Source organism: Ruminobacter sp. RM87 (assembly GCF_000701925.1).
GTDB classification, from domain to species: Bacteria; Pseudomonadota; Gammaproteobacteria; order Enterobacterales; family Succinivibrionaceae; genus Ruminobacter; species Ruminobacter amylophilus.
Genome location: NZ_JNKD01000004.1, coordinates 60,834 through 81,446, shown reverse-complemented (window position 1 = coordinate 81,446; position 20,613 = coordinate 60,834). Strand labels below are relative to the sequence as shown.

General features: G+C 41.9%; 10 protein-coding genes. 1 reads left to right on the top strand and 9 read right to left on the bottom strand.

From position 1 onward, the window contains the following. Nucleotides 1-483: 483 nt before the first annotated feature. From recD to rpsF, 6 genes are all read right to left on the bottom strand, one after another. Nucleotides 484-2,877, bottom strand: coding sequence for an exodeoxyribonuclease V subunit alpha (gene recD, locus T489_RS13415; RefSeq protein WP_198020394.1), 2,394 nt, complete (start codon nucleotides 2,875-2,877; stop codon nucleotides 484-486). A 74-nt stretch (nucleotides 2,878-2,951) separates the two neighbouring features. Beyond that, entirely contained in the window at nucleotides 2,952-6,803 is a 3,852-nt protein-coding gene (locus tag T489_RS0102390) for a UvrD-helicase domain-containing protein (RefSeq protein WP_031578441.1), read from the bottom strand. Nucleotides 6,804-6,827: 24 nt separating this feature from the next. Continuing rightward, a complete protein-coding gene (locus T489_RS0102385) occupies nucleotides 6,828-11,201 on the bottom strand; it encodes an exodeoxyribonuclease V subunit gamma (protein WP_031578440.1) in 4,374 nt (1,457 codons plus the stop codon). Nucleotides 11,202-11,675: 474 nt separating this feature from the next. Next, on the bottom strand, nucleotides 11,676-12,128 hold the full coding sequence (rplI, locus tag T489_RS0102380) for a 50S ribosomal protein L9 (RefSeq protein ID WP_031578439.1): 453 nt from the start codon (nucleotides 12,126-12,128) through the stop codon (nucleotides 11,676-11,678). Between the two features lie 40 nt (nucleotides 12,129-12,168). After that, the gene (rpsR, locus tag T489_RS0102375) at nucleotides 12,169-12,411 is read right to left on the bottom strand and encodes a 30S ribosomal protein S18 (protein ID WP_031578438.1); all 243 of its coding nucleotides are present in this window, start codon (nucleotides 12,409-12,411) and stop codon (nucleotides 12,169-12,171) included. Nucleotides 12,412-12,423: 12 nt separating this feature from the next. Further along, on the bottom strand, nucleotides 12,424-12,819 hold the full coding sequence (rpsF, locus tag T489_RS0102370) for a 30S ribosomal protein S6 (RefSeq protein WP_031578437.1): 396 nt from the start codon (nucleotides 12,817-12,819) through the stop codon (nucleotides 12,424-12,426). Between the two features lie 435 nt (nucleotides 12,820-13,254). Between rpsF and T489_RS0102360 the strand changes: the two genes are divergently transcribed. Next, complete coding sequence (locus T489_RS0102360) at nucleotides 13,255-14,736, top strand: SLC13 family permease (RefSeq protein WP_157608034.1); 1,482 nt, start codon at nucleotides 13,255-13,257, stop codon at nucleotides 14,734-14,736. Nucleotides 14,737-14,804: 68 nt separating this feature from the next. Here the strand turns inward: T489_RS0102360 and rlmB are convergent, their stop codons facing one another. The 3 genes from rlmB to rnr form a co-directional block, all read right to left on the bottom strand. Then, nucleotides 14,805-15,557 carry a 23S rRNA (guanosine(2251)-2'-O)-methyltransferase RlmB gene (gene rlmB / locus T489_RS0102355; protein WP_031578435.1) on the bottom strand — a complete coding sequence of 251 codons (753 nt, stop codon included), beginning with the start codon at nucleotides 15,555-15,557 and terminating at the stop codon, nucleotides 14,805-14,807. A gap of 257 nt (nucleotides 15,558-15,814) precedes the next feature. Further along, nucleotides 15,815-17,014 carry an amino acid aminotransferase gene (locus T489_RS0102350; RefSeq protein WP_031578434.1) on the bottom strand — a complete coding sequence of 400 codons (1,200 nt, stop codon included), beginning with the start codon at nucleotides 17,012-17,014 and terminating at the stop codon, nucleotides 15,815-15,817. 576 nt (nucleotides 17,015-17,590) lie between these two features. Further along, nucleotides 17,591-20,503: a ribonuclease R gene (gene rnr, locus T489_RS14045; protein WP_051621723.1), complete on the bottom strand. Its 2,913-nt coding sequence runs from the start codon at nucleotides 20,501-20,503 to the stop codon at nucleotides 17,591-17,593. Between the last annotated feature and the right edge of the window lie 110 nt (nucleotides 20,504-20,613).

The window sequence follows — 20,613 nt, the reverse complement described above, 5'->3', positions numbered from 1 at the left end:
CATGTATTAAGCCTGCCGCCAGCGTTCAATCTGAGCCATGATCAAACTCTTCACTTTAAATTAGTTGAAGTTTTTTCGGCTCTCTTTGAATGACTGTCTTTCTAATTGCTCTTAGATTTGACACTCAGCTTCTTCAAGAACCATTTTTTAATTTCAGCTCATGAATTCAGCGAGTGCCCACACAGATTGTCTAGATTCGTTTTTAAAGAACTTTTTGTTTTTCGCTGTGCTCAGCGAACGATGTGTATTTTAGGTTTTTTATTTTTTTCGTCAACTGTTTTTTTTAATTTTTTTCAAATTTTTTCGTTTTTGGGCAAAAAATCGCTAATGAACACCTATCCATACATCTATATGGAATTTTTATTAAAATTTTGCTCCTGTGATATTCTTTTTGCGATTTTTGCCCTTTTAAGAGATGTTTTTATACCTCATAAGTTCTTTTTCTGAAAACATCTCTTTCCTTCCGGTCTCTGTTTCAGGTCATTACCTGCCGTAAAGTCTTTCTGAAAGTCCGCTGGATCTTTTAACCTTCTGAGCGAATCTGTCATCAAGATTTACCGTGTTACTGCAGCCGTTGTTTCCCACAATCATGCTTACAAAATACCTGGCTCTGGTAATTCCGGTATAAACAAGTTCTTTGGTAATGGTTCTTTCCGTTCCGTTCATCACCATCATGGTATGGTCAAATTCCGAACCCTGTGATTTATGGATGGTCATGGCAAATCCTGTTTCATATTCCGCAAGCATACCGAATGAAACCGATTTGTATTTCTTGTTTTCCATCTGTACCCATACTCTTTTGGCACTGCCGTACTTCTCATCATAACCGCAGATAACAATATCACCGTTTTTAAGACCAAGGTTGCTGTCATTTTTGGTAACCATCAGAATCAGTCCCGGATACCAGGTCTTGTCCAGTGTTGCTATTTCCGGATATTTATCTCTGTCGGCATGTTTTTTCAGCCAGCGGAGTCCGGCCGTGGCTATGCCGTCATTAACATAGCGCACCCCGAAAAATCCCTGTCGTTCAGGACACAGAACTCTGAATGCGTTTATCATACCGAAGGCTTTTGCCACATACGAATCAGCCTGTGCACATTCGCCGTTTTCATTTTCCGTGCTGCTCAGAACCGGATGGGCCGTGGTATATTCAACGAATTTTCTGTAACTGGCACATGCTGACGGCAAATCGAAAATCTTTTTTTCATCTGTCCCGCTTTTTTCAATATTCCAGCCGGTAACGGCCTTTTCACATAGAATGTCCACCAGCTCCTTACCGCAGCCGTTGATTAAGGCTACTCCCTTGATATTCCTATCGTCTCTGTCTGAAGTAACAGCTCCGAAACTCAGGGAATTTCCACCGCTCAGAGGTTGAAGTTCGGCAGAATTCTGCTTCCGGACTATATTCATCGTTTCAGAATATCTGAAATCCTGACTGTTAACGTAATTTGCAAGAACGCCGATTAACGGACTGGATTCATATCGTCTTGATTTGTGCAACGAAGCGATTCCGGAAGCAAGTCCCGGAACGCTGAAAAGTTCTTTCTCCGTATACCCGGTCAGCCCTGTAACAACATCCTTTTCATAATCAGTTAGCTTCTGCTCTTTATCCGACATGCCGAGTATGGTACAGATATCACCTAGCACGGAACCCGCCTCCACGCTGGCAAGCTGGTCCTTATCACCTAAAAGAATCAGTCTTGTGCCGGACCTTAACGCCGCCACAACCTTGTTCATAAGAAAGATATCCATCATTGACACTTCGTCAATAATCAGCACATCCAGATTTAACGGATTGTTTTCGTTTACTCTGCTGACACTCTTTCCCGGGAAAATACCAAGCATTTTATGTACTGTTTCCGCAGAAGCTATTTCATCAATGAGATTAGGATACAGTTTGCGGTAGGCCTCGGCAAACGGCCCCGAAAATGCGTCATTAAGAGATTCCTTTACTCTGGCCGCAGCCTTTCCTGTAGGTGCGGCAATTCCGATTCTCAGACTGCTGCATATTTTCTTCAGCAGACAGATAAGAACTGATACGGTATAGGTTTTTCCGGTTCCCGGACCGCCGGTAATAATTGAAAACGGATGACACAGTGACATGGCAACGGCAACCTTCTGCCAGTTGATCTCGTTTTTATCCGCGGAACCTCCGAGTTTACGTTCCACTTCATCAATGGCATCATAAACCTCTGTCCACATGTTGTGGATATTTTTCATGTCGAAACCTGGGGATAACTTTTCAGATTTTTTTCCAGTAGTTATGCACTCAATTCTGACGGAGTTACGGATGTATCCGGCAATAATAAGTTCATAGGCGAAATATCTGGAAATGTAGATTCTCTCAAGGCTGTACACCAGCGGAACCCTCACCTCCCTAATCTGCCGGCCGACGGTCATGCTGTCATGCAGGTTCCTACCTGAATCAGCCACGTACTCAATCACGGAATCATCAATAAACTGCATGCATGATTCTCCCGGCCCGCCGTTATCATAAAATGACTTTTGGGAAAGTTCCTTCAGAATCTTATCCAGGCCCGAAACAGCAAGATACCTGCTGAACCAGTCGGAATCCTCCGCATTCACGGCGCCCGTGTCTTTACCGGACAGTCCCAGCCTGCCGTTAAACTCGGCAATAACCTTAGACCTCTTATACAGAGATATTTCATTATCTATAATGTCTTCAAAAACCTGACCAATTTCCTCGTATTTTATACAGACACTGCCGTTGTTTCGTGCATGCTGCAGGAGCAAGCCAAGAACAAATCCGTGAACTTTCTTATCATTTGCACACAGGTTGGACACATAATTAGCCACAGCCAGATCAATATCAGACCATACCGGAATAAGCTTTAAAAATTCAATTGCATCTATCATAAATTCTTTCATCCCATTGAATCGTTACCGGACATCATATAACAGACTCTATTAATATAATGTCCGTACGGTTGTTACTGCTCCCCCGCTCCGGAGAACAGGGCATCCAGTTTTTCAATATATTCACCGGTTATCTTATTGGTGAATATACCGTACCCGGCATATTTATCCGATGAAGACTTCATTCCTCTTAAATAAAGGTAGGCTATACCTCCCATATGACGCTCATAATCGTAGTCCGGAAGATGCAGCTTTAAAAACCTGTGCAGTGCAAGGGTATACAGAATGTACTGAATATAATAGTGATGGTTTATCATATTCTTTCTGATTTCCTTATTGTCATAACTGCCTATTCTGTCCGTAATGTAGTTGGACTTGTAGTCAGCCACGTAATATCTGTCGCCGCATTTGAAAACAAGGTCAATATAACCGTTCAGAAGACCACTGATATCACTGATCGATACCTCCGGAAGCAGCGGATTATCCGACTCATTCTGACTTTCATATTCAGCATAATCAATCAACGGACTGCTGCATCCTTCTCTGTCAATTTCCCTTATCAGCTTATTAAAGGCCTTTATGTTGAAACCGGCGTCAACATTCAGCCAGAATTCCATTTCCTTGATACAGTCAGAATCATCCAAATCCTTCAAGGCAACCTGCTTTCCTGATTCTCCGTCCTTAAACAGAACAGATGAAAGAATTTCCATGAACCACCACGTCAGACCTCTGACCGTTTCCGTATCGCTGACAAAACCATATGCCATCAGTCTTCCCTTCAGTGTCTGATACAGCATGGTTTCATTTACATTATCGGTATTAAGAAAATCGATGACCTTCTGACTGCCGCAGTGATCCATAAAATCCGCATAAACTTTTCTGAAATCAATATGCTCAAGAGCATCATGAAGCAGAGTACCTGCCGTGCTCCCCTTAGGAAAGGCAAAGCGTGGTTCCTTTGTTGTCTGATTTCCGCTTTCAGCAATCTCCTCAGCAGAAACCGAATCATCGTTGTCATTAATCTTTCCGGAAATTCTGTTAACCGCAACAGCGTTCCCCATGCCGTTAACCATTGAGGAATAGGAAAACACCTTCCATCTGTTATTTATACTGTCGGCATCCAGAATCTGATACTCATACCCGTTCCTGATACCATTACTTTCCTGCCTACTGTAATAAAAGGCTGCTTCGTCGGATTTATACTTATCCTGCCATCCGGCCCTGTAGTCATCACATTTTCTGAAATATTTGGAATTTTCAAAGATACTGTTCTCATCATTGCCATATACGTTTTTGAACAGGATTTCATCCAGACAGAATTCTCTAACTTCTTTCTTATTATATTCTTCAGGATCAATGTACCATATGTATAAAGCATGACAGGCTCTGGTTAAGGCGACATACCATAAACGGTGTCTTTCAACCTTCTGTTCATAACAATGATTATTCCATTTTCCTCCTTCCTTGTCGGTACTACGATTATCTTTTGTTACCAGATAATATGATGTGTCATCATGCTCATCATCAGTTGATTTGAGTCTAATCATGTCAACAGACTGAGGATCAATACTATGTATCATATCTGCAAACGGCATCATTACTATATTGTATTCAAGGCCCTTTGAAGAATGATAGGTAACTATTCTGACTATTTCATCGCAGTCGTCTGTCTGTCGCTTACCTGTCATGTCTGATTCATTATCAGTAGACTTAACCTGATTTCCGAGACTTTCAAAACTTTCGACCAGTTCACTTAAGTCCCTGATTCTGTTGCTTAGTCCCAGTGCCAGTTCCGAACAGTGAAGAAGATTGGTAATAATCTCGGCGCCTTCTTCTCTCATTTTCATTTTTTCCATGATATTGAATCTGGTCATGAAATGAGTAAACATGGCCATAAATCCTTGAGTAAGCCATTTCTGTTTGCACTCTACCAGCACACTGTTCAGAGTTTCCATGGTAATACCTGAGTTACCGGAGGTATTCTGCTGCTTATCCGTATCGTCTTTTTTATAACTGTTACATACGGCATCAGAATATTCCCTGGCATCCAGACCGAAAACTCTGCTTGCAAGTAACAGTCGCAGATAACTGTGATCGGCAAAATTCACAACTGATTTCATCAGCAGAGATACAAACCTGAATTCTTCGGTATCATAAATACTTCCCTTGTCCGAAAGGAATACCGATGGCACATGTCGGTTCCTGAGACTGTCATTAATGTATTCGGCCTCTTTCCCCTTGCTTACAAGAACAGCTATATCTTTTAAAGTAATGCGCCTGCACAATTCAGGGTTTTCATCAGGATTATTAAGCTGTTCCAGCGTTAAATCAGCACGATCAGACAACCTGCCGTTTTCTAGAAGCTCAACAATTTTATCGGCACATTCCTCTGCTATTTCAGAATAAATGTAATCTTTATTCTTTGATTTCTCATCAATCAGACTGTGCATCAGGTTACAGGCTGACTCTGTTTTGAAATTCTTGTTCCCAACGATATAAAGATATTTCTGTGCTTTTTCACTGTCTCTAGGTTTTACGTTGGTAAAGGAAATAGAATCTTTTATCTTTTTATCTCCAGATAATAGAGATTTATAAAAATCAAACTTAGCTCCCTCTGCATCCCCGGAATTATTCTGTTCATCAGGATGCACTCCCGAAAACAGATAATTGACGGATCTGATTACATTAATATCTGAACGATAATTCACATCAAGCTCAAGCTGGTGACATTTCCGTTCTTTCTCTGATCCGTAACAATCGAGAATCAGCTTCTTGGCCTTGTTGTAACAGTTTAAATCAGCACCTCTGAAGCTGTAGATGGCCTGTTTCGGATCTCCCACTATATAAAGTCCCCAGAAATCCGAAGATTTACAGGAATCCGTTTCATCATTTTTCTTTTCACTATCAGTCAGATAAATATTTTTTACGATTTCAAACTGAACCGGATCGGTATCCTGAAATTCATCAATAATGGCTACAGGCAAAATACTGCGGATTTTACCCGCCAGATATTTTTTGCTCTTCACGGTAGTTTCATCATCATTCCCGTTTATAACCAGAGCATCTCTTAATTTACACGGCAAATCATCAGCCTTAACGACTTTTTCACCGGCTTTTAACTGCTCCAGAATCGTGTAGGCTTCACACAGCAGAGCGTGAAGTTTTTCTATTCCCAGTTCTTTAAACGCTTCTGTCGAAACCTGTTTTATCTCAGGAAGATCCCTGTAACTGTTGAAGATATTACATAGCTGGTTAAACTTTTTTCCGTCTTCTAAAAAAGAGTCGTATATTTTTGAATATTCATTATTTCCTGATTCCGCTTCCGTTACCATAAATCTGCGGAAACTTTCATATAAGGCTTTCTTTTTCAGATCTTCGACATCAGTCATAACGTCAAACTGAAAATTCATACCTGTATCAACGACAAACTTGCTGATAACCTGTCTGCAGAAACTGTGAATGGTGCTTATCTGCATGCCATCCACATTTAACTCAACATGACGCAGGATTCTGATGGCCTGAATCATCTTTTTAAGATAGTCCTCTCGTACTTCTCTGTCTTTCAAATCATCTGATACCTGAGTAAAACCGAGATAGGCACGGAGCATCTCGCTCTTAATGGAGTCATCTGACAGAATGTCACTGAAGTCAGCAGGACTTGCACATGATTTTTTCAGCAGATTTTCAATAAATGATCTGAGCTCACGGATTCTTTCACAGATTTTTCTTTTAAGATCATTGGTTGCCGCCTTGGTGAAAGTCATAATGAGAATCTTGGAATAATCCACCGGTTTATTATCTGAAGTACCTATTCCCAGCAGTAATCGGCAAAGCAGCCATGTAATGGTATAGGTCTTACCGGTGCCGGCAGAAGCTTCAATTATGCCGGCTCCATTTAAATTAAAATCCATTAATTTATGTGACATATTTTTCCTCCGTTACTCAGTCTGCTATCCTATTTCTTCCAGATCTATGCCAAATTCCTTCAGCAACTTGTCCATAGTAACCTTCTGTTGCGTTTTAGTCGGACATGTCAGAAATCTGATTTCATTTTTATCTGCTTTTCCAGATGACTTCTTATCTTTTTTAACGAATTTTTCCACAAACGGAAGATCCCCTACAAGCCAGTCAATACATGCAAACATCGTCTCCGGTGAGCCGTTGTACATATTGAAATCAGTAACTGATACCGGTTGGTCACCGAACAGCAGATCGGTTTCTGATATGTACGAAGAATCTGTGTATTTATTTTTTGAGTTTATTGTTCCTTCTGTTGAAAAAACACTTGATGAAATTTTCTTGATTAACTCAAAAGGAATATATGCATAATGACCAAGAATATACAGTCTGATAAGATTCTTCAGTTTTTCTTCAAGAAGCTTTCGCAGATTATCATCATAATTCTTTACTATTTTCGGAAGTTCATCTACTGCTCTGGTACCATAAAAATCTATTTGAAATCTGTAATCTTCAGATAATTTCCAAATACCCTGAACGGAAACATCAGCCTTTCCGTTACTATCGGCAAGCTGAAGATAAAGCAGTAACGACTGATACAGAGAAATAAACAAAGAAGTACTGAATTTACTGAATATTCTGAAATTTATCTTTAAATATTTATTATTTATTTTCAGTACGTCATCTATTTTTCCCCTGATTCTCACCTCAACATTTGCGGTTTCCCCCGGAGTGTACAGACAGGATTCGTCTTCTTTACCGCTGTTGTTTGCCCGATTGTTCTCATCTTCGTGCTCACAGTACAGATCGGCAATAAAACGTTTCTCCACAGGAACCTTTACTTTCAGGTCAACAGGAACTGAAAAAGGCTCATTAGAAAAATAATAACTGTTACGGAGATTTATAATTTTTCGAATTCTACAGAACTGAGATTCATCACTGTCCGCATCACCAAGAACATTTTCTTTGTAATATTCTCCAATAACCCCGTTCTCAAGAGTTCCTTTAAGCTGGGCATTGTAAATAAAATCGTCAATTCCATTCCTGATGTCTTCATTTGTTACGATTCCAGGTTTAAAAAGCCTGTCCATGAGATGTCTTTCAATATCGGATTCTCCAAATTGTAACCTCCATCCTTCGTGTTCGGTAAGACCATGCTGATCCAGAAGATAATGAGACAGCCGCATTACATTTTTTACAAAGAACTTTTTACCGCTTTCAAAGAAAGTCTGCAGTTCATCCGTGGATATATCCAGAACGTAGTCACAGTCGGCAAAGCCATCTCTATGTTCGTCATCCTTTTTAATAAATTTGAGAGAACTTAATTCAGGAGTAATGAAATTCTGCCATAGTTCCTTACCTTCTTGATTAGTACTGTTTTCCTGACGAGGACACCACTGAGACTGATACGAACGGAGTCTTGTCCCGTTGAAATTGCTGGCATCATAAACGTTTAGACTTTCACTCTTAACCAGAGCTTTTCTCAGCATTTCCTCATTTTCAGTACTGTCGGCCTCATTCTGATACTCTTCGTAAGTCTTTTCATTTTTTCCATGGTACAGTCTTTCAAAAGAATCACGATTCAGCATACAGGTGGAGGAGATGTAATTTATCAGCTCACTGACAAGCATTGAAGGATTGAGTTCGTTGTTTTTCACCACATCCTTGCCGACATAGGAAATGTATACGCTCTTTTCCGCAGAAATAAGAGCTTCCATAAACATATAGCAGTCGTCATTACGGACATTGCGATCCCCTTGACGGAAATACGTCTTCATCAGATCGAAATAATCACCATTATCCGATTTAGGATAGTCACCGTCATTCATGCCCAGCATGAATATGTGTTTGAACGGTATTGCCCTCATCGGAATAAAGCTGCAGAAATTAACCTTGTCTCTTAAGAATGCGGAGAATCCGCTTTCCCCGGACAGCTTGTCGGCAAGATATTCCCTGACGATATCCAGGCTGATGACGGGAATGTCTTTTAACTTTTCCAAATCAATCTTCATGCGCTCAAAGTTTCTGGCAATCAGCGTGTACAGATTTACGTTATTCTCACTGAAAGCAAAGAAACGGTTCAGCACCCTGCTGATTATAAAATTGTGCCAGTATGAAACAAGCTGAGCCACACTGAGATCCCGTAAAGACATGACAGAAGATCCCGCATAAGAATCACCCATAACCTGTTTAATAATATCTTCAGGTATGGTTAACATTTCCTTATCCGCCGATTCACACTCTTTAAACTCGAGGCGCAGACTTTTAAGAGCATCATAGAAGGAATAAAGATGGCCCAGAAGTTCGAATGAATCCGTTCCTTCAAGCTCAGTGTTATACTCATGGTCGTCATCACCTTCAGACAGCACCGGCATCAGAGAACCGTTAATCATGCGGTTGAGACCTGACTTGAATGAATTACGATATTCGCTGACAAAAAACGGATTGGATTCAGAGCCACTGTCTTTTTTGTCCGCAGAAACATTTACGTCGTAGATATTCGTGTCTTCTTCATCAAGCCCGAAAACAATGTTATTGTCGTTAAACCATTTCTTTATCTGTTCAAGGTCATCAGCTTCAATTCCGAATCTTGATCTGATGGCATCAATGGAAAGAAGCATAAACAGGGTTTTGTTGTCGATTCTGCCGGAAACAATATTCATGAGCTTATTAAAACCGTCAATTTCCGGACATTCTTCAGCTGTGGTTCGGTCACATATGGTATACGGCAAATCGACCTTCTGCGGTTCGGCATCCTTATCAGCAGCTCCTGAATTCTTTTTGGTCAGAAGTTCCCTGTTGGTTCCAAACACAGCTTCAATATAAGGAGCGTAAACACCTACATTAGGCATGAATACGGCAATGTCTCTCGGACGAAGTGTTTTATCCTCCCTGAATTTTTCCAGCATGTGATCGTACAGAACCTGAACCTCTCTTAAAGGTGTGGCGCAGGAATGAAACTGAATGGATGAATCATCAGGATCCACCATTCGCTGTTTACGGGACACATTCGCCTGTTCCATGGTATCCGGATCACCAGTCATCGGAGTAAAGGTCATGTTAAGAAGATCGTTCTTAATCAGACTCAGCATAGTGCCTGACTCTCCGTTATTTTCCACAAAGGCATGAATATCGTTTACCTGATAGTTTTCATTATCCGCATAGGCCATCAGACTGCTTAAGGTATCCTTTCCTGACTTGCCGTAGGTAAGAAGCAGACGGTTACTTTCAACAAGTTCAAGCATATCGTCACCGTGTTCATAATAATCACGGCTGAAGTTCTGCGATCTGAAATCAGAATAGTCGCCAGTATCCTGAGAATTCAGTTTTGAAAAGTATTCATCAGTTATGTTCCTGTTTTTGATTTTTAAATCAATGCTGTGTCTCTGTTTTATTCTTTCAATAAGCTCATCAATATCTGAATCTGAACTTGAACCGTTATCAGCCTTGATGTCTCCCCAGTAATAACGGCACGGGTTGGTAAACATGAAATGCACGTTTATAAACTTACCCAGCAGTACAAGGAATTCAAGCACCACCGGAGCAATTGACGATATGCCGTAAACATAAACATCACGTGGAATGTCCTTTCCGTTATTTCTTATTCTTTCAAAGAACTCTTCCTGAGAACTGTTCTGCATAACAGCCCTCATTGAATCCATATAATGAATACGATCCTTTCCCTTCAGCTCATCAATCAGATTGTTCCTGACAAACTCATGCCATAATTCGCCAATCCACACAAAATCATTATTGTTAAAATCGGTGTTGTGCTTAACCTTCAGTTCTTCAAGCCAGTCCCTGAGTGATTCTTTATCCGGAGCATCATTCCATGAACGAATCCAGTCCTGACGGTAAACAAGATACTTTTCGTAAATATATGCCAGACGGTGTGCCAGACGGTAACACTTTACGTAATTAAGCTTTCTTCCGGATGCGGCTGAATTTCCCGAAGCAGTTTCATCCCTATCATATATGTAATCAGCCACATACTGATATCTGCATGACGGACTGTCAGGATTAAAACAGTCGGGATCATTCTTTGCGCCTTCAGAAAACGCCTGCAGAAGAATCCAAGCGATGTTATCTCCGTTATAAACCATTTCATGAGGATACTCATCGGCAAACAGAGCTTCATGAAGACTCCAGATAAACTTCCAAGGAAGATGACACTCAATACGTGCGCACACCCCGTCAAATTCCGCAATTTTCTGTTTGAGATAAAGCTCCATTCCCGAGCTTTGAACAATGAAGTGCGAAGGAGCAAAAGGATTAACCTTTCTGTGGTCTGTATTACTGTTTTTAATAAGGTGAATTCCCAGTTTCACCAGCAATTCAATATCATTTGAATGATAAACCGTAAACATGACGCTCTCTCCTTCTTCTGCCGATCTGTCGAATGAATTATGAATAATACCCGGTATCGAAAACTGTCTTCAGTCTTCCTGCATGACGCTGTATCCTTAAAAATATAACCTATTTTTTATATTTATACAAATATATTTTATACTCTTGATTATAATTCTGTATCTGTGTCACCATCTGAACAACAATATTCATGTCACCATGATTAATTGTGTCTTGTTCAAGACTTAAATCAGTTCTCCAATCTGCGTAAATACAGAGCCGGTTTTTAATTTTATAAAGATGAGGGGATTTTATCTGATACTGATGTCAAATCATTACAAGCAGATATTAAATATCTGCGCGTACGTTTAGAAAATGGTCATACGGATACACGAATACAAAGCCAGTCACGGATTACAGAAAAAAAAAGAAGATACTGCCAGAAACAGTATCTTCTTTCATTATTACGATTAAGGAAAACTAATTCTTACGAATTACTTTTCAGCAACGATAACAACCTTGAGGGTTGACTTAACGTCTGGGTGTAAAGAAACAGTGATTTCGTATTCACCAACTGATCTTAATACACCTTCAGATAAACGAACTTCGCTCTTCTTAACTTCAACACCTGCTGCAGTGATTGCATCAGAAATGTCACGAGTACCGATAGAACCGAATAATTTACCTTCATCACCTGCTTTAGCAGCAATAGTAACGGTTTCTAAAGCATCGAGCTTAGCACCGCGTTCCTGAGCAGCAGCTAAATCAGCAGCTAACTTCTTTTCTAACTCAGCGCGCTGAGCTTCGAACTTAGCCAGGTTTTCCTTAGTAGCCATAACGGCCTTTTTCTGAGGGATAAGATAGTTACGAGCAAAACCGCTCTTAACCTTAACCTTATCACCGAGACTGCCTAAATGAGCAATCTTATCAAGAAGAATAACTTCCATTACCTTTCCTCGGTTAAATAATAAAAAATAGAGTTAGGCCTTACTTAATCTTACTAGCAGTGCTATGTAAATCAGTGTAAGGTAATAAAGCCAAGTAACGTGCACGCTTAATAGCTACAGCAAGCTGACGCTGATACTTTGCACTGGTGCCGGTGATGCGGCTTGGTACAATCTTGCATGATTCAGTGATGTAGTTCTTTAAGGTTGCGGTATCCTTGTAATCGATTTCATCTACCTTTTCAGCAGTGAAACGGCAGAACTTGCGACGACGAAAATAAGCCATGTTGTTTACTCCTTATTCAGCATCAGCAGCTACAGCAGCTTTGTTTTCAACACGTTCTTCACGGTTGTCACGAGCATTGCGGTGAGCTTCCATTGACTTCATGATTGGTGAAGGTTCAGTGAAGGCCTTCTTTACGCGAGTGATGAGGTAACGAAGAACAGCATCGTTGTAACGGAAACGGTTTTCGATTTCATCAATTGCAGACTGTTCAGCTTCTACGTTTAAGAGAACGTAGTGAGCCTTAGAAAGCTTGTCGATGTGATAAGCGAGTGGACGACGACCCCAGTCTTCACGACGGTTGATCTTACCACCAGCGGCTTCAATGATGCTAACGCAACGGTCAGTCATGCTAGCAACCTGTTCTGACTGGTCTGGATGAACCAGGAACACAATTTCATAATGACGCATTTAAATGCCCCTTACGGTTATTTAGCCTCTTAGATTCCGGTCGCATCTTTAAGGCAAGGAACGAATTTATATGACCGGTAAACGGAGCGAATTATATAGATTTATTAACGAATTAGCAAGCGAAAATTTGAACAATCCCAAGAATATCCGTCATACGCCTTCCGTTTTCATATCAGCATGCAGTCCGTGAATTATCATCCGTCACGCAGTGGCATGACCATATTAACCGCTGTATTTTCAGTTTAGAAAAGGAAGGTCGAAAAATTTTATAACGGCTTCCCAAAACGGGTACTCCGAAATTCTATTCAAAACAGCCCTAAACTATAATGAAGATTAAGCAGAACAGTCTGCGTATCCTTCAGTTGAACCGCATACAACAAGCACCAATCATCATGCTGAAGCCGAATCTGACTATATTCCCCATCGGAGTTAATCATGAGTTTTCATATATTTAAAAACATTCCGCATTCGTCTATTCCCAAAGACAAGGACGGTAAGACGATAGATGTGCGTGAATTCAATATTTTTAAAATACTTCTCATAGTATTCATCACCCTGGTAAGCTATTCACTGCCGGTAATCTTTCCGCAGACTTTTCCGTTCACCCCGGTACAGAACATCACCATGGCCATATTCATCGCCGCCGCTCTGATGTGGATACTCGAACCGATGCCTGTATATGCGACATCTCTGGCCATCATCGGCTCACTGTGTCTCTTTGCTTCAGACGGGGCCATTACGCCTATTAAAAACTATCTCAAATCAGTTGATGGAGAACACCTGCTAAGCTATAAATCTGTATTCAACAGCTTCAGTTCTCCGGTTATCATCCTGTTTCTCGGCGGTTTTGCCCTGGCAATAGCCTCCACCAAGTACAAGCTGGACATCAACCTTGCGAGAGTACTGCTGAAGCCGTTCGGTAAAAAGCCTTCAATGGTTATGCTCGGGGTAATGTGCGTCACTGGTTTTTTTGCCATGTTCATGAGTAATACAGCCACCACCGTTATGATGCTTGCCATGATGGCTCCGGTATTTGCCTCTGTTTCGAATGAAGACAAAGGTATCAAGGCGCTGACACTGTCCGTTCCATTTGCGGCCAACATTGGCGGTATCGCCACTCCTGTAGGCACACCTCCTAACGCAATCGCGCTGGGATTTCTGCATGGAGAACATGCCGTAAGCTTCATGAAATGGATGCTGATAGGTTTTCCGCTTGCCGCTCTCTGCATATTCTTAACCTGGGTACTTCTCAGAATGCTCTTTCCGTTCCAGTCCAGGGAAATCACTCTCGACATAAAGAGCCGCTTCAATACCGACTGGAGATCGATTTTTGTATACATATGTTTCGCTGCCACCATCCTGCTGTGGATGACAGAAAAGCTTCACGGGGTTAACAGTTACATAGTTGCCATTCTGCCTCTTATTGCCTTTACCTGTACTGGCATCATCAAGGCACCTGACATTAAAACCATGAACTGGGACGTAATCTGGCTTATTGCCGGAGGTATCGCCATCGGCAACGCCCTGGAAAACACCGGCCTTGCAGTCAAACTGGCAAACATGATTGATTACAGCAATTTCTCAGGCATTATGATTATCGGTATCATAGGTTTGACCGGATGGGTGCTGTCCAACTTTATTTCCAATACGGCCGCAGCCAACCTGCTCATTCCTATCGCCGTTGCCGTGCTCTCAAGTCCGAGCATAACTACCGGCATCGATCTTTCATACTCACTGATATTCATTGCTCTGTCTCTCTCCTTTGCCATGACTCTGCCAATCAGTACTCCGCCTAATGCCCTTGCTTATGCTACCGGCAAAATTGAAAACAAAGACATGATTAAGGCCGGAGGCATCACAAGCGTAATGTGCATGGTGCTTTCATTCATTCTCCTGTTCATCATCAGCAAAATCTGATGCTGAATCAGGATAAAAGAAAGGCTCCGTACGGAGCCTTTCTAATTCTTATCAGACAACTGAATAATTTACTTTGTCTTAAGCATTCTCTGTCTTAAAGCTTCGTATAAGCATACGCCTGTTGCCACTGAAACGTTAAGACTCGTAACCTTCCCAAGCATCGGAAGCTTAACCAGCTGATCGCAGTTTTCTCGGGTAAGTCTTCTCATTCCTGTATCTTCTGCCCCCATTACCAGAGCAAGAGGACCGGTAAGATCAACGTCGTAAATAACCTTGTCGGTTTCGCCGGCAGTACCGATAATTCTGATAAATCTTTCCTGAAGTTCCTTCATGGTTCTGGCAAGATTGGTAACATAGAATACAGGTACGCTTTCAGCGGCACCGCAGGCAACTTTCTTGGCAGCAGCGGTAAGAGACGCGCTTTTATCCTTGGAGGTAATCAGAGCATTCACGCCTGCACCGTCACAGCTTCTAAGGCATGCACCGAGATTATGAACATCAGTAACATTGTCAAGAATGAGCAGAAACGGATTTTCCACCTTATCAAGAAACTCATTCAGTTCGTAGTCACCAAGAACCTTGGCGCTTTTCACTCTGGCAACGACCCCCTGATGAACACCGCCGAACACCTTGTCATCAAGTGTCTTGCGGTTAACTTGGTTAACAGTGATTCCGAGAGAGTTGAGAGCAGATACCACTGCATGAAGTCTTGCATCATCACGTCCCTTGAGAACATAAACCTCAATGATTCTTTCTGGCTCAGTCTCAATAAGGGCACTTACGGCATGAACACCGTATACATATTCATTTTTACTACTCATAAATTCTCCGGAAATAAAAGCGGAACGCAGATGGTATATTTCAAAAAATCTTCTGTCCCTGCATGGCGAAAACAACGCATCACTGTTAATACATATCTGTGAAAAACATCAGCGTCTTCTTATATGTGCAAATCCTCTAATCAGTAACGGAAATTTACAGGAAGAAGGACTTGCATATATATAATCCGCCGGTCAGAGAACTGGCCGGCGGATTACGGTCATACCATCAATTCAAGTGGTAATCAGTATTCAGAATATTACTTCTGAAGTACTTCGTAAATTGCCTTGCATAAAGCATCGATGTTAGAGGTGGTGATACCTGCAACACTGATACGGCCGTTACCTACCATGTAGATACCGTAATCTTTCTTTAAGGTTGCAACCTGTTCAGGAGATAAACCTGAGAAAGAGAACATACCGTACTGGGTATTGATGAAGCTGAAATCTACGGCACAGCCTAAAGAATTAAGCTTTGACACGAAAAGTTCACGCATGTTCTTGATACGGTCACGCATTTCAGCAACTTCGGCAACCCATTCAGCACGAAGTTCAGGGTTTGACAGAACAGTGGTAACAATCTTTGCACCGTGAGCTGGAGGATTTGAAATGTTGGCACGTACTGCAATCTTAACCTGAGAGAATACGCGGTCAGCAGTTTCCTTATCAGCAGAAACAACGGTTAAAGCACCGATACGTTCATTGTAAAGACCGAAGTTCTTAGAGAATGAACTTGCAACTAAAACTTCCTTGTTGTACTTCAGGAAAGTACGGATACCGAAAGCATCTTCTTCAATACCGTTACCAAAGCCCTGGTAAGCGAAATCAAAGAATGGAAGAAGCTTGAGTTCAGCAACGAGCTTAGCGAGTTCTTCCCACTGAGCAGCGTTTGGATCCATACCTGACGGATTGTGACAGCAGGCGTGAAGTAATACTGCGTCGCCGGCCTTGGCATTCTTGAGGTCTGCCTTCATACCTTCGAAATCAAGAGCACGGGTGTTCTTGTCGTAGTATCTGTACTTAGCGGTTTCAAGACCAGCCTTGCCGAATACCTGGAAGTGGTTAGCCCAGGTTGGATCGGAAATCCAGATCTTGCCGGTTACGTTCTGCTGCTTTAAGAAATCAGCACCTACTCTTAAAGCACCGGTACCGCCTGGAGCCTGAGTAGTACGGGCACGATCTGAAGCGATAACTTCGCTGTCAGCACCGAAAACCAGTTCTCTTACGAGCTTACCGTATTCAGGAGTACCAACGATTGGCAGGTAGCTCTTGGTGGTTTCTTCCTTAAGAATGATTTCTTCAGCCTTCTTAACACACTTAAGAATAGGAGTTACGCCTTCATTGGTCTTGTAGATACCTACACCGAGGTTAATCTTATCAGTACGTGGATCATTCTTAAATTCTTCGGTTAAACCAAGAATAGGATCTGCAGGAGCTGCAACGATTTTTTCAAAAAACATGTTTATACCCTTATAAATAGGAAATACCTGTGTTATTTTTTCTTTCGACTGAAGTCATACTATGCTGATGCCGGTAAAGCTTATTTATGCATTGAAACATAAGGCTGAATGTACCGTTCAAAGATGACACTCAAAAAATTGGTGATAATTATATCACAACATAAAAAACTGTGGGAGCAATGTCATAATTTCATCAAAAATTTTTATCCTGATTAATGCAGTTTTACATTCGTTTAATCCCTACGTCGGGCTGACCGGAATTACGGATTCAGTGATTTGAGGCTTTTACAGGCTCTTTTCTAAAAATTGAGATATTCTTTTCACTTTCATATCATATCTTCATTATAAAAAAGCTCCGTTTCATCTTCTGAAACGAAGCTTTCATACAATCAGACAAAACATGTAATTCGAAACAGTATCATACTTTACAGACCAATTTTTCTTCTCTTCACAGGCTTTGCCGCAACCTCACAAAATCTGTTGAACTCATCAGTTCAGTAACAATATCCTCTGATGAAACAGCCGCAGGGATACAGGATGATTGCGGCTGTCGATGTATACGTGAGATTCCTCCTGTTACTGTTTCAGACCTTTACTTCCGGCTCTTGAATTTCTGCGGTTTAAAGCAGGCTTTCCGCCCTGTGTCTTCTTTCCGGAAGTTGCCGGTTTTACCGTACTCTTAGATTTAGATTTCTTTGTTCCGCTCTCTGTCCCGGTCTTAACCTTTTTGGTAATACTTGCATGTGGAGCGGCCTTAACCCTGCTAACGCTCACAACGGATTCCATAAGTTCATCATCAAGCTTGTCGACATTATTCCATATGGCCATGGATTTTCTTACAGCCTGATTGACTGACTGATTGTCAACAGCATCGGTTCCCTGATACTCGCCTACGGTCTTTCTGGCCTCCTCGTTGAGGGAAACTCTGTTTTTACCGAAAGTTCCCGGTGCCGGAATCATGGTAATCTTGCCGTCATCCGTATTAACGGAAGTTATGACCACGGTTATGGTTTCGCCCAGTCCAATGGAAAAACCGGATCTTTCCGCAACAAGACGCATTGATGATTCATCGAAGGTCATAAAGTTGTTCTTGGAAATTTCCGATACATGAATCATACCGTCAACATTGAATTTTTCAATTTTCACGAACAGCCCGAAGGAAGTCACGTTAACTACCACCCCCGGCAGATTCTTGCCAATGAATTTTTCCATGAACTTGGCCTTCAGTGCCATTTCTACTTCCCCGCTGACCTTGTCCGCACGGCGTTCAGTGGTATTACATGACTCTGAAAGTACAGTCAGTTCAGGCAGCTCGTACTTTTTGGCTCCGAGTGAAGTTGCCAGACTTGAGGAAAACATCCCGTTTTTACCTAAAAGATATTTGATTTCACGATGAAGCTGCAAATCAGGGTATCTTCTGATTGGAGAGGTAAAATGCGCATAATGCCCCAGCGCCAGACCGAAATGGCCTTCATTTTCAGGAGTGTAGGTAGCAAGTGCCAGTGAACGAAGCATCATAATCTGAAGAACACTCTGATAAGGATTGCCTTCTATCTTCTTTGCAAAAGCCGCATAATCACTGCTTTCCGGAACCTCACCGCCGTCAAGGCTCAGACCATACATGGCAATAAAGTTTCTGAATGCGGTCACCTTCAGCGAGGCTGGCTTTGGATGGACACGGAAGAGTGTAAACCCTTTGCTTTTTTCCACGAAATCGGCTGCACACACGTTGGCGGCAATCATACATTCTTCGATAAGCATATGTGCATCATTGCGCACCACAGGAAGGATATCGGTAATCTGCTGATTTTCATCAAACACGAATCTTACCTCACTGCCTTCAAACTCAATGCCTCCGCGATTGACTCTGTTCAGTTTGAGTTCCTTGTACAGATCATAAAGATTCAGGAGATCCTGCTTCAGAGGAACTATTTCAGGATCGGTCACCTCCTCTCCGCTGAGAACTGATGCCACCTGAGTATAGGTAAGTCTTGCATGGGAATTCATTACCGCAGGATAGAATTTGTATTCTCCCAGTTCTCCGCCCTTTTTCACCAGAACTTCACATACCATGCAGAGTCTGTCCACATGAGGATTCAGGGAACACAGACCGTTTGACAGCTTTTCAGGAAGCATCGGCACCACGTAATTAGGGAAGTAGATTGAGGTTCCTCTGTGCTTTGCCTCGTTGTCCAGAGGAGATCCGTTACGCACATAGAAGGAAACGTCGGCTATGGCCACAAACAGTCTGAACCCGCTTCCCTCCCTGCGACAGTAAACAGCATCATCGAAGTCTCTGGCATCCTCACCGTCAATGGTTACCAGAGGCAGTTCCGTAAGATCAACACGCTTATTTTTATCCTTGTCCTTTTCAAGCACCTCGTCAGGAATATTGTCAACCTGCTTTTTAACCGCCGTATTCCATTCGTGAGGAATACCGTTGTTCAGAATGGCAATCTGAATTCTGCTGTCAAGACGGGCACCGTCTTTAAGATCGTGCTCAACCTCAACGATATAACTGCCGGTGGTGGAACGTTTCACGATACGGCAGATAACAACACTCCCCATCCCGATGCCATCGACATCGGATAGTTTTCTGAACGAAAAATGGCGTCCGCCGAAACGTGGATCCTCCGGATAAAGCACGGCATGATCCTTGGTTTTGCGCCAGCGGCCGAGAACAAGATTATGCTCTTCGACAGTGGAAACGTAATATGCTATTCCGGTTCTGCGGTTATACAGGCATTCAACCTTATCACCGTGAAAAACGGAGTTATCAGGCAGATAAAGAATACAGCTTTCCTGATCTTCAGTTTCAAGCTTGTTGGAATAGTAAACAACGTCAATTTCCGGAATTTTTTCGTATTCGATAAACACCTTTCCGACACGCTTTTCCAATGCGTCAGCCGGAAGCATAATTGACTTATCGCCCAGAGCAAGCGGAGTAAGTACTCCGTTTTCTACCATTGTCTGCCAGATTTTCTTTATTAATCTTAAATCACAGGAAACTGATGAATTCTGCTTTCTGATAATTTTCTTCAGCGAATTAAAGTAATCGCGGTCCGTACTGTTAAGAACATCCTGTGATAAAGCGATATCTTTTTTCGCCTTTATAATTGTTCTTTCGGCGGCATAAACAATAAGTTCACCTAATTCGGCATTTTCAGCGTCGCCAGTAACAGTATCAGCCGGTAGTTTATCCTTTATTTTATCTTCTGAAGAAACAGATTTTTTTTCTGACTCAGACTTCTTTTTTCCGGCCTTTACCCGTGATTTTCCGCTGTCTGATGACTGTTTCCTGTCGAACTTGTCCGCAGCCTCAACTGAATTGGCCACACTTTCCCCGAAATAAAGTGAAAGCAGATCGGTTACTCCGCTGTCGGGCAGATTATTTCCACTATTGTTTTCCGGTCTGTTTTTAATTATTTTTTTCTGATTGTCTTCTTTAACTTTTGCTTCTTTCTTATTGGATTCTTTTTTCACGCTCATGCTGTTCTCTTTGATTATTAAGTTGTAAATACAGACATGTCTTACCGATGACATGCACACGGGGTGAAATCATGATTTCATGCCTTCAGCACGTTCCTTTTGTTATTCAA

What these genes read in the sequence shown, in the direction of transcription:
- T489_RS0102390 (WP_031578441.1), bottom strand. Translation starts at nt 6,803, where the DNA reads ATGTCACATAAATTAATGGATTTTAATTTAAATGGAGCCGGCATAATT.
- rpsF (WP_031578437.1), bottom strand. Translation starts at nt 12,819, where the DNA reads ATGCGTCATTATGAAATTGTGTTCCTGGTTCATCCAGACCAGTCAGAA.
- rpsR (WP_031578438.1), bottom strand. Translation starts at nt 12,411, where the DNA reads ATGGCTTATTTTCGTCGTCGCAAGTTCTGCCGTTTCACTGCTGAAAAG.
- rlmB (WP_031578435.1), bottom strand. Translation starts at nt 15,557, where the DNA reads ATGAGTAGTAAAAATGAATATGTATACGGTGTTCATGCCGTAAGTGCC.
- T489_RS0102350 (WP_031578434.1), bottom strand. Translation starts at nt 17,014, where the DNA reads ATGTTTTTTGAAAAAATCGTTGCAGCTCCTGCAGATCCTATTCTTGGT.
- rnr (WP_051621723.1), bottom strand. Translation starts at nt 20,503, where the DNA reads ATGAGCGTGAAAAAAGAATCCAATAAGAAAGAAGCAAAAGTTAAAGAA.
- T489_RS0102360 (WP_157608034.1), top strand. Translation starts at nt 13,255, where the DNA reads ATGAGTTTTCATATATTTAAAAACATTCCGCATTCGTCTATTCCCAAA.
- T489_RS0102385 (WP_031578440.1), bottom strand. Translation starts at nt 11,201, where the DNA reads ATGTTTACGGTTTATCATTCAAATGATATTGAATTGCTGGTGAAACTG.
- rplI (WP_031578439.1), bottom strand. Translation starts at nt 12,128, where the DNA reads ATGGAAGTTATTCTTCTTGATAAGATTGCTCATTTAGGCAGTCTCGGT.
- recD (WP_198020394.1), bottom strand. Translation starts at nt 2,877, where the DNA reads ATGATAGATGCAATTGAATTTTTAAAGCTTATTCCGGTATGGTCTGAT.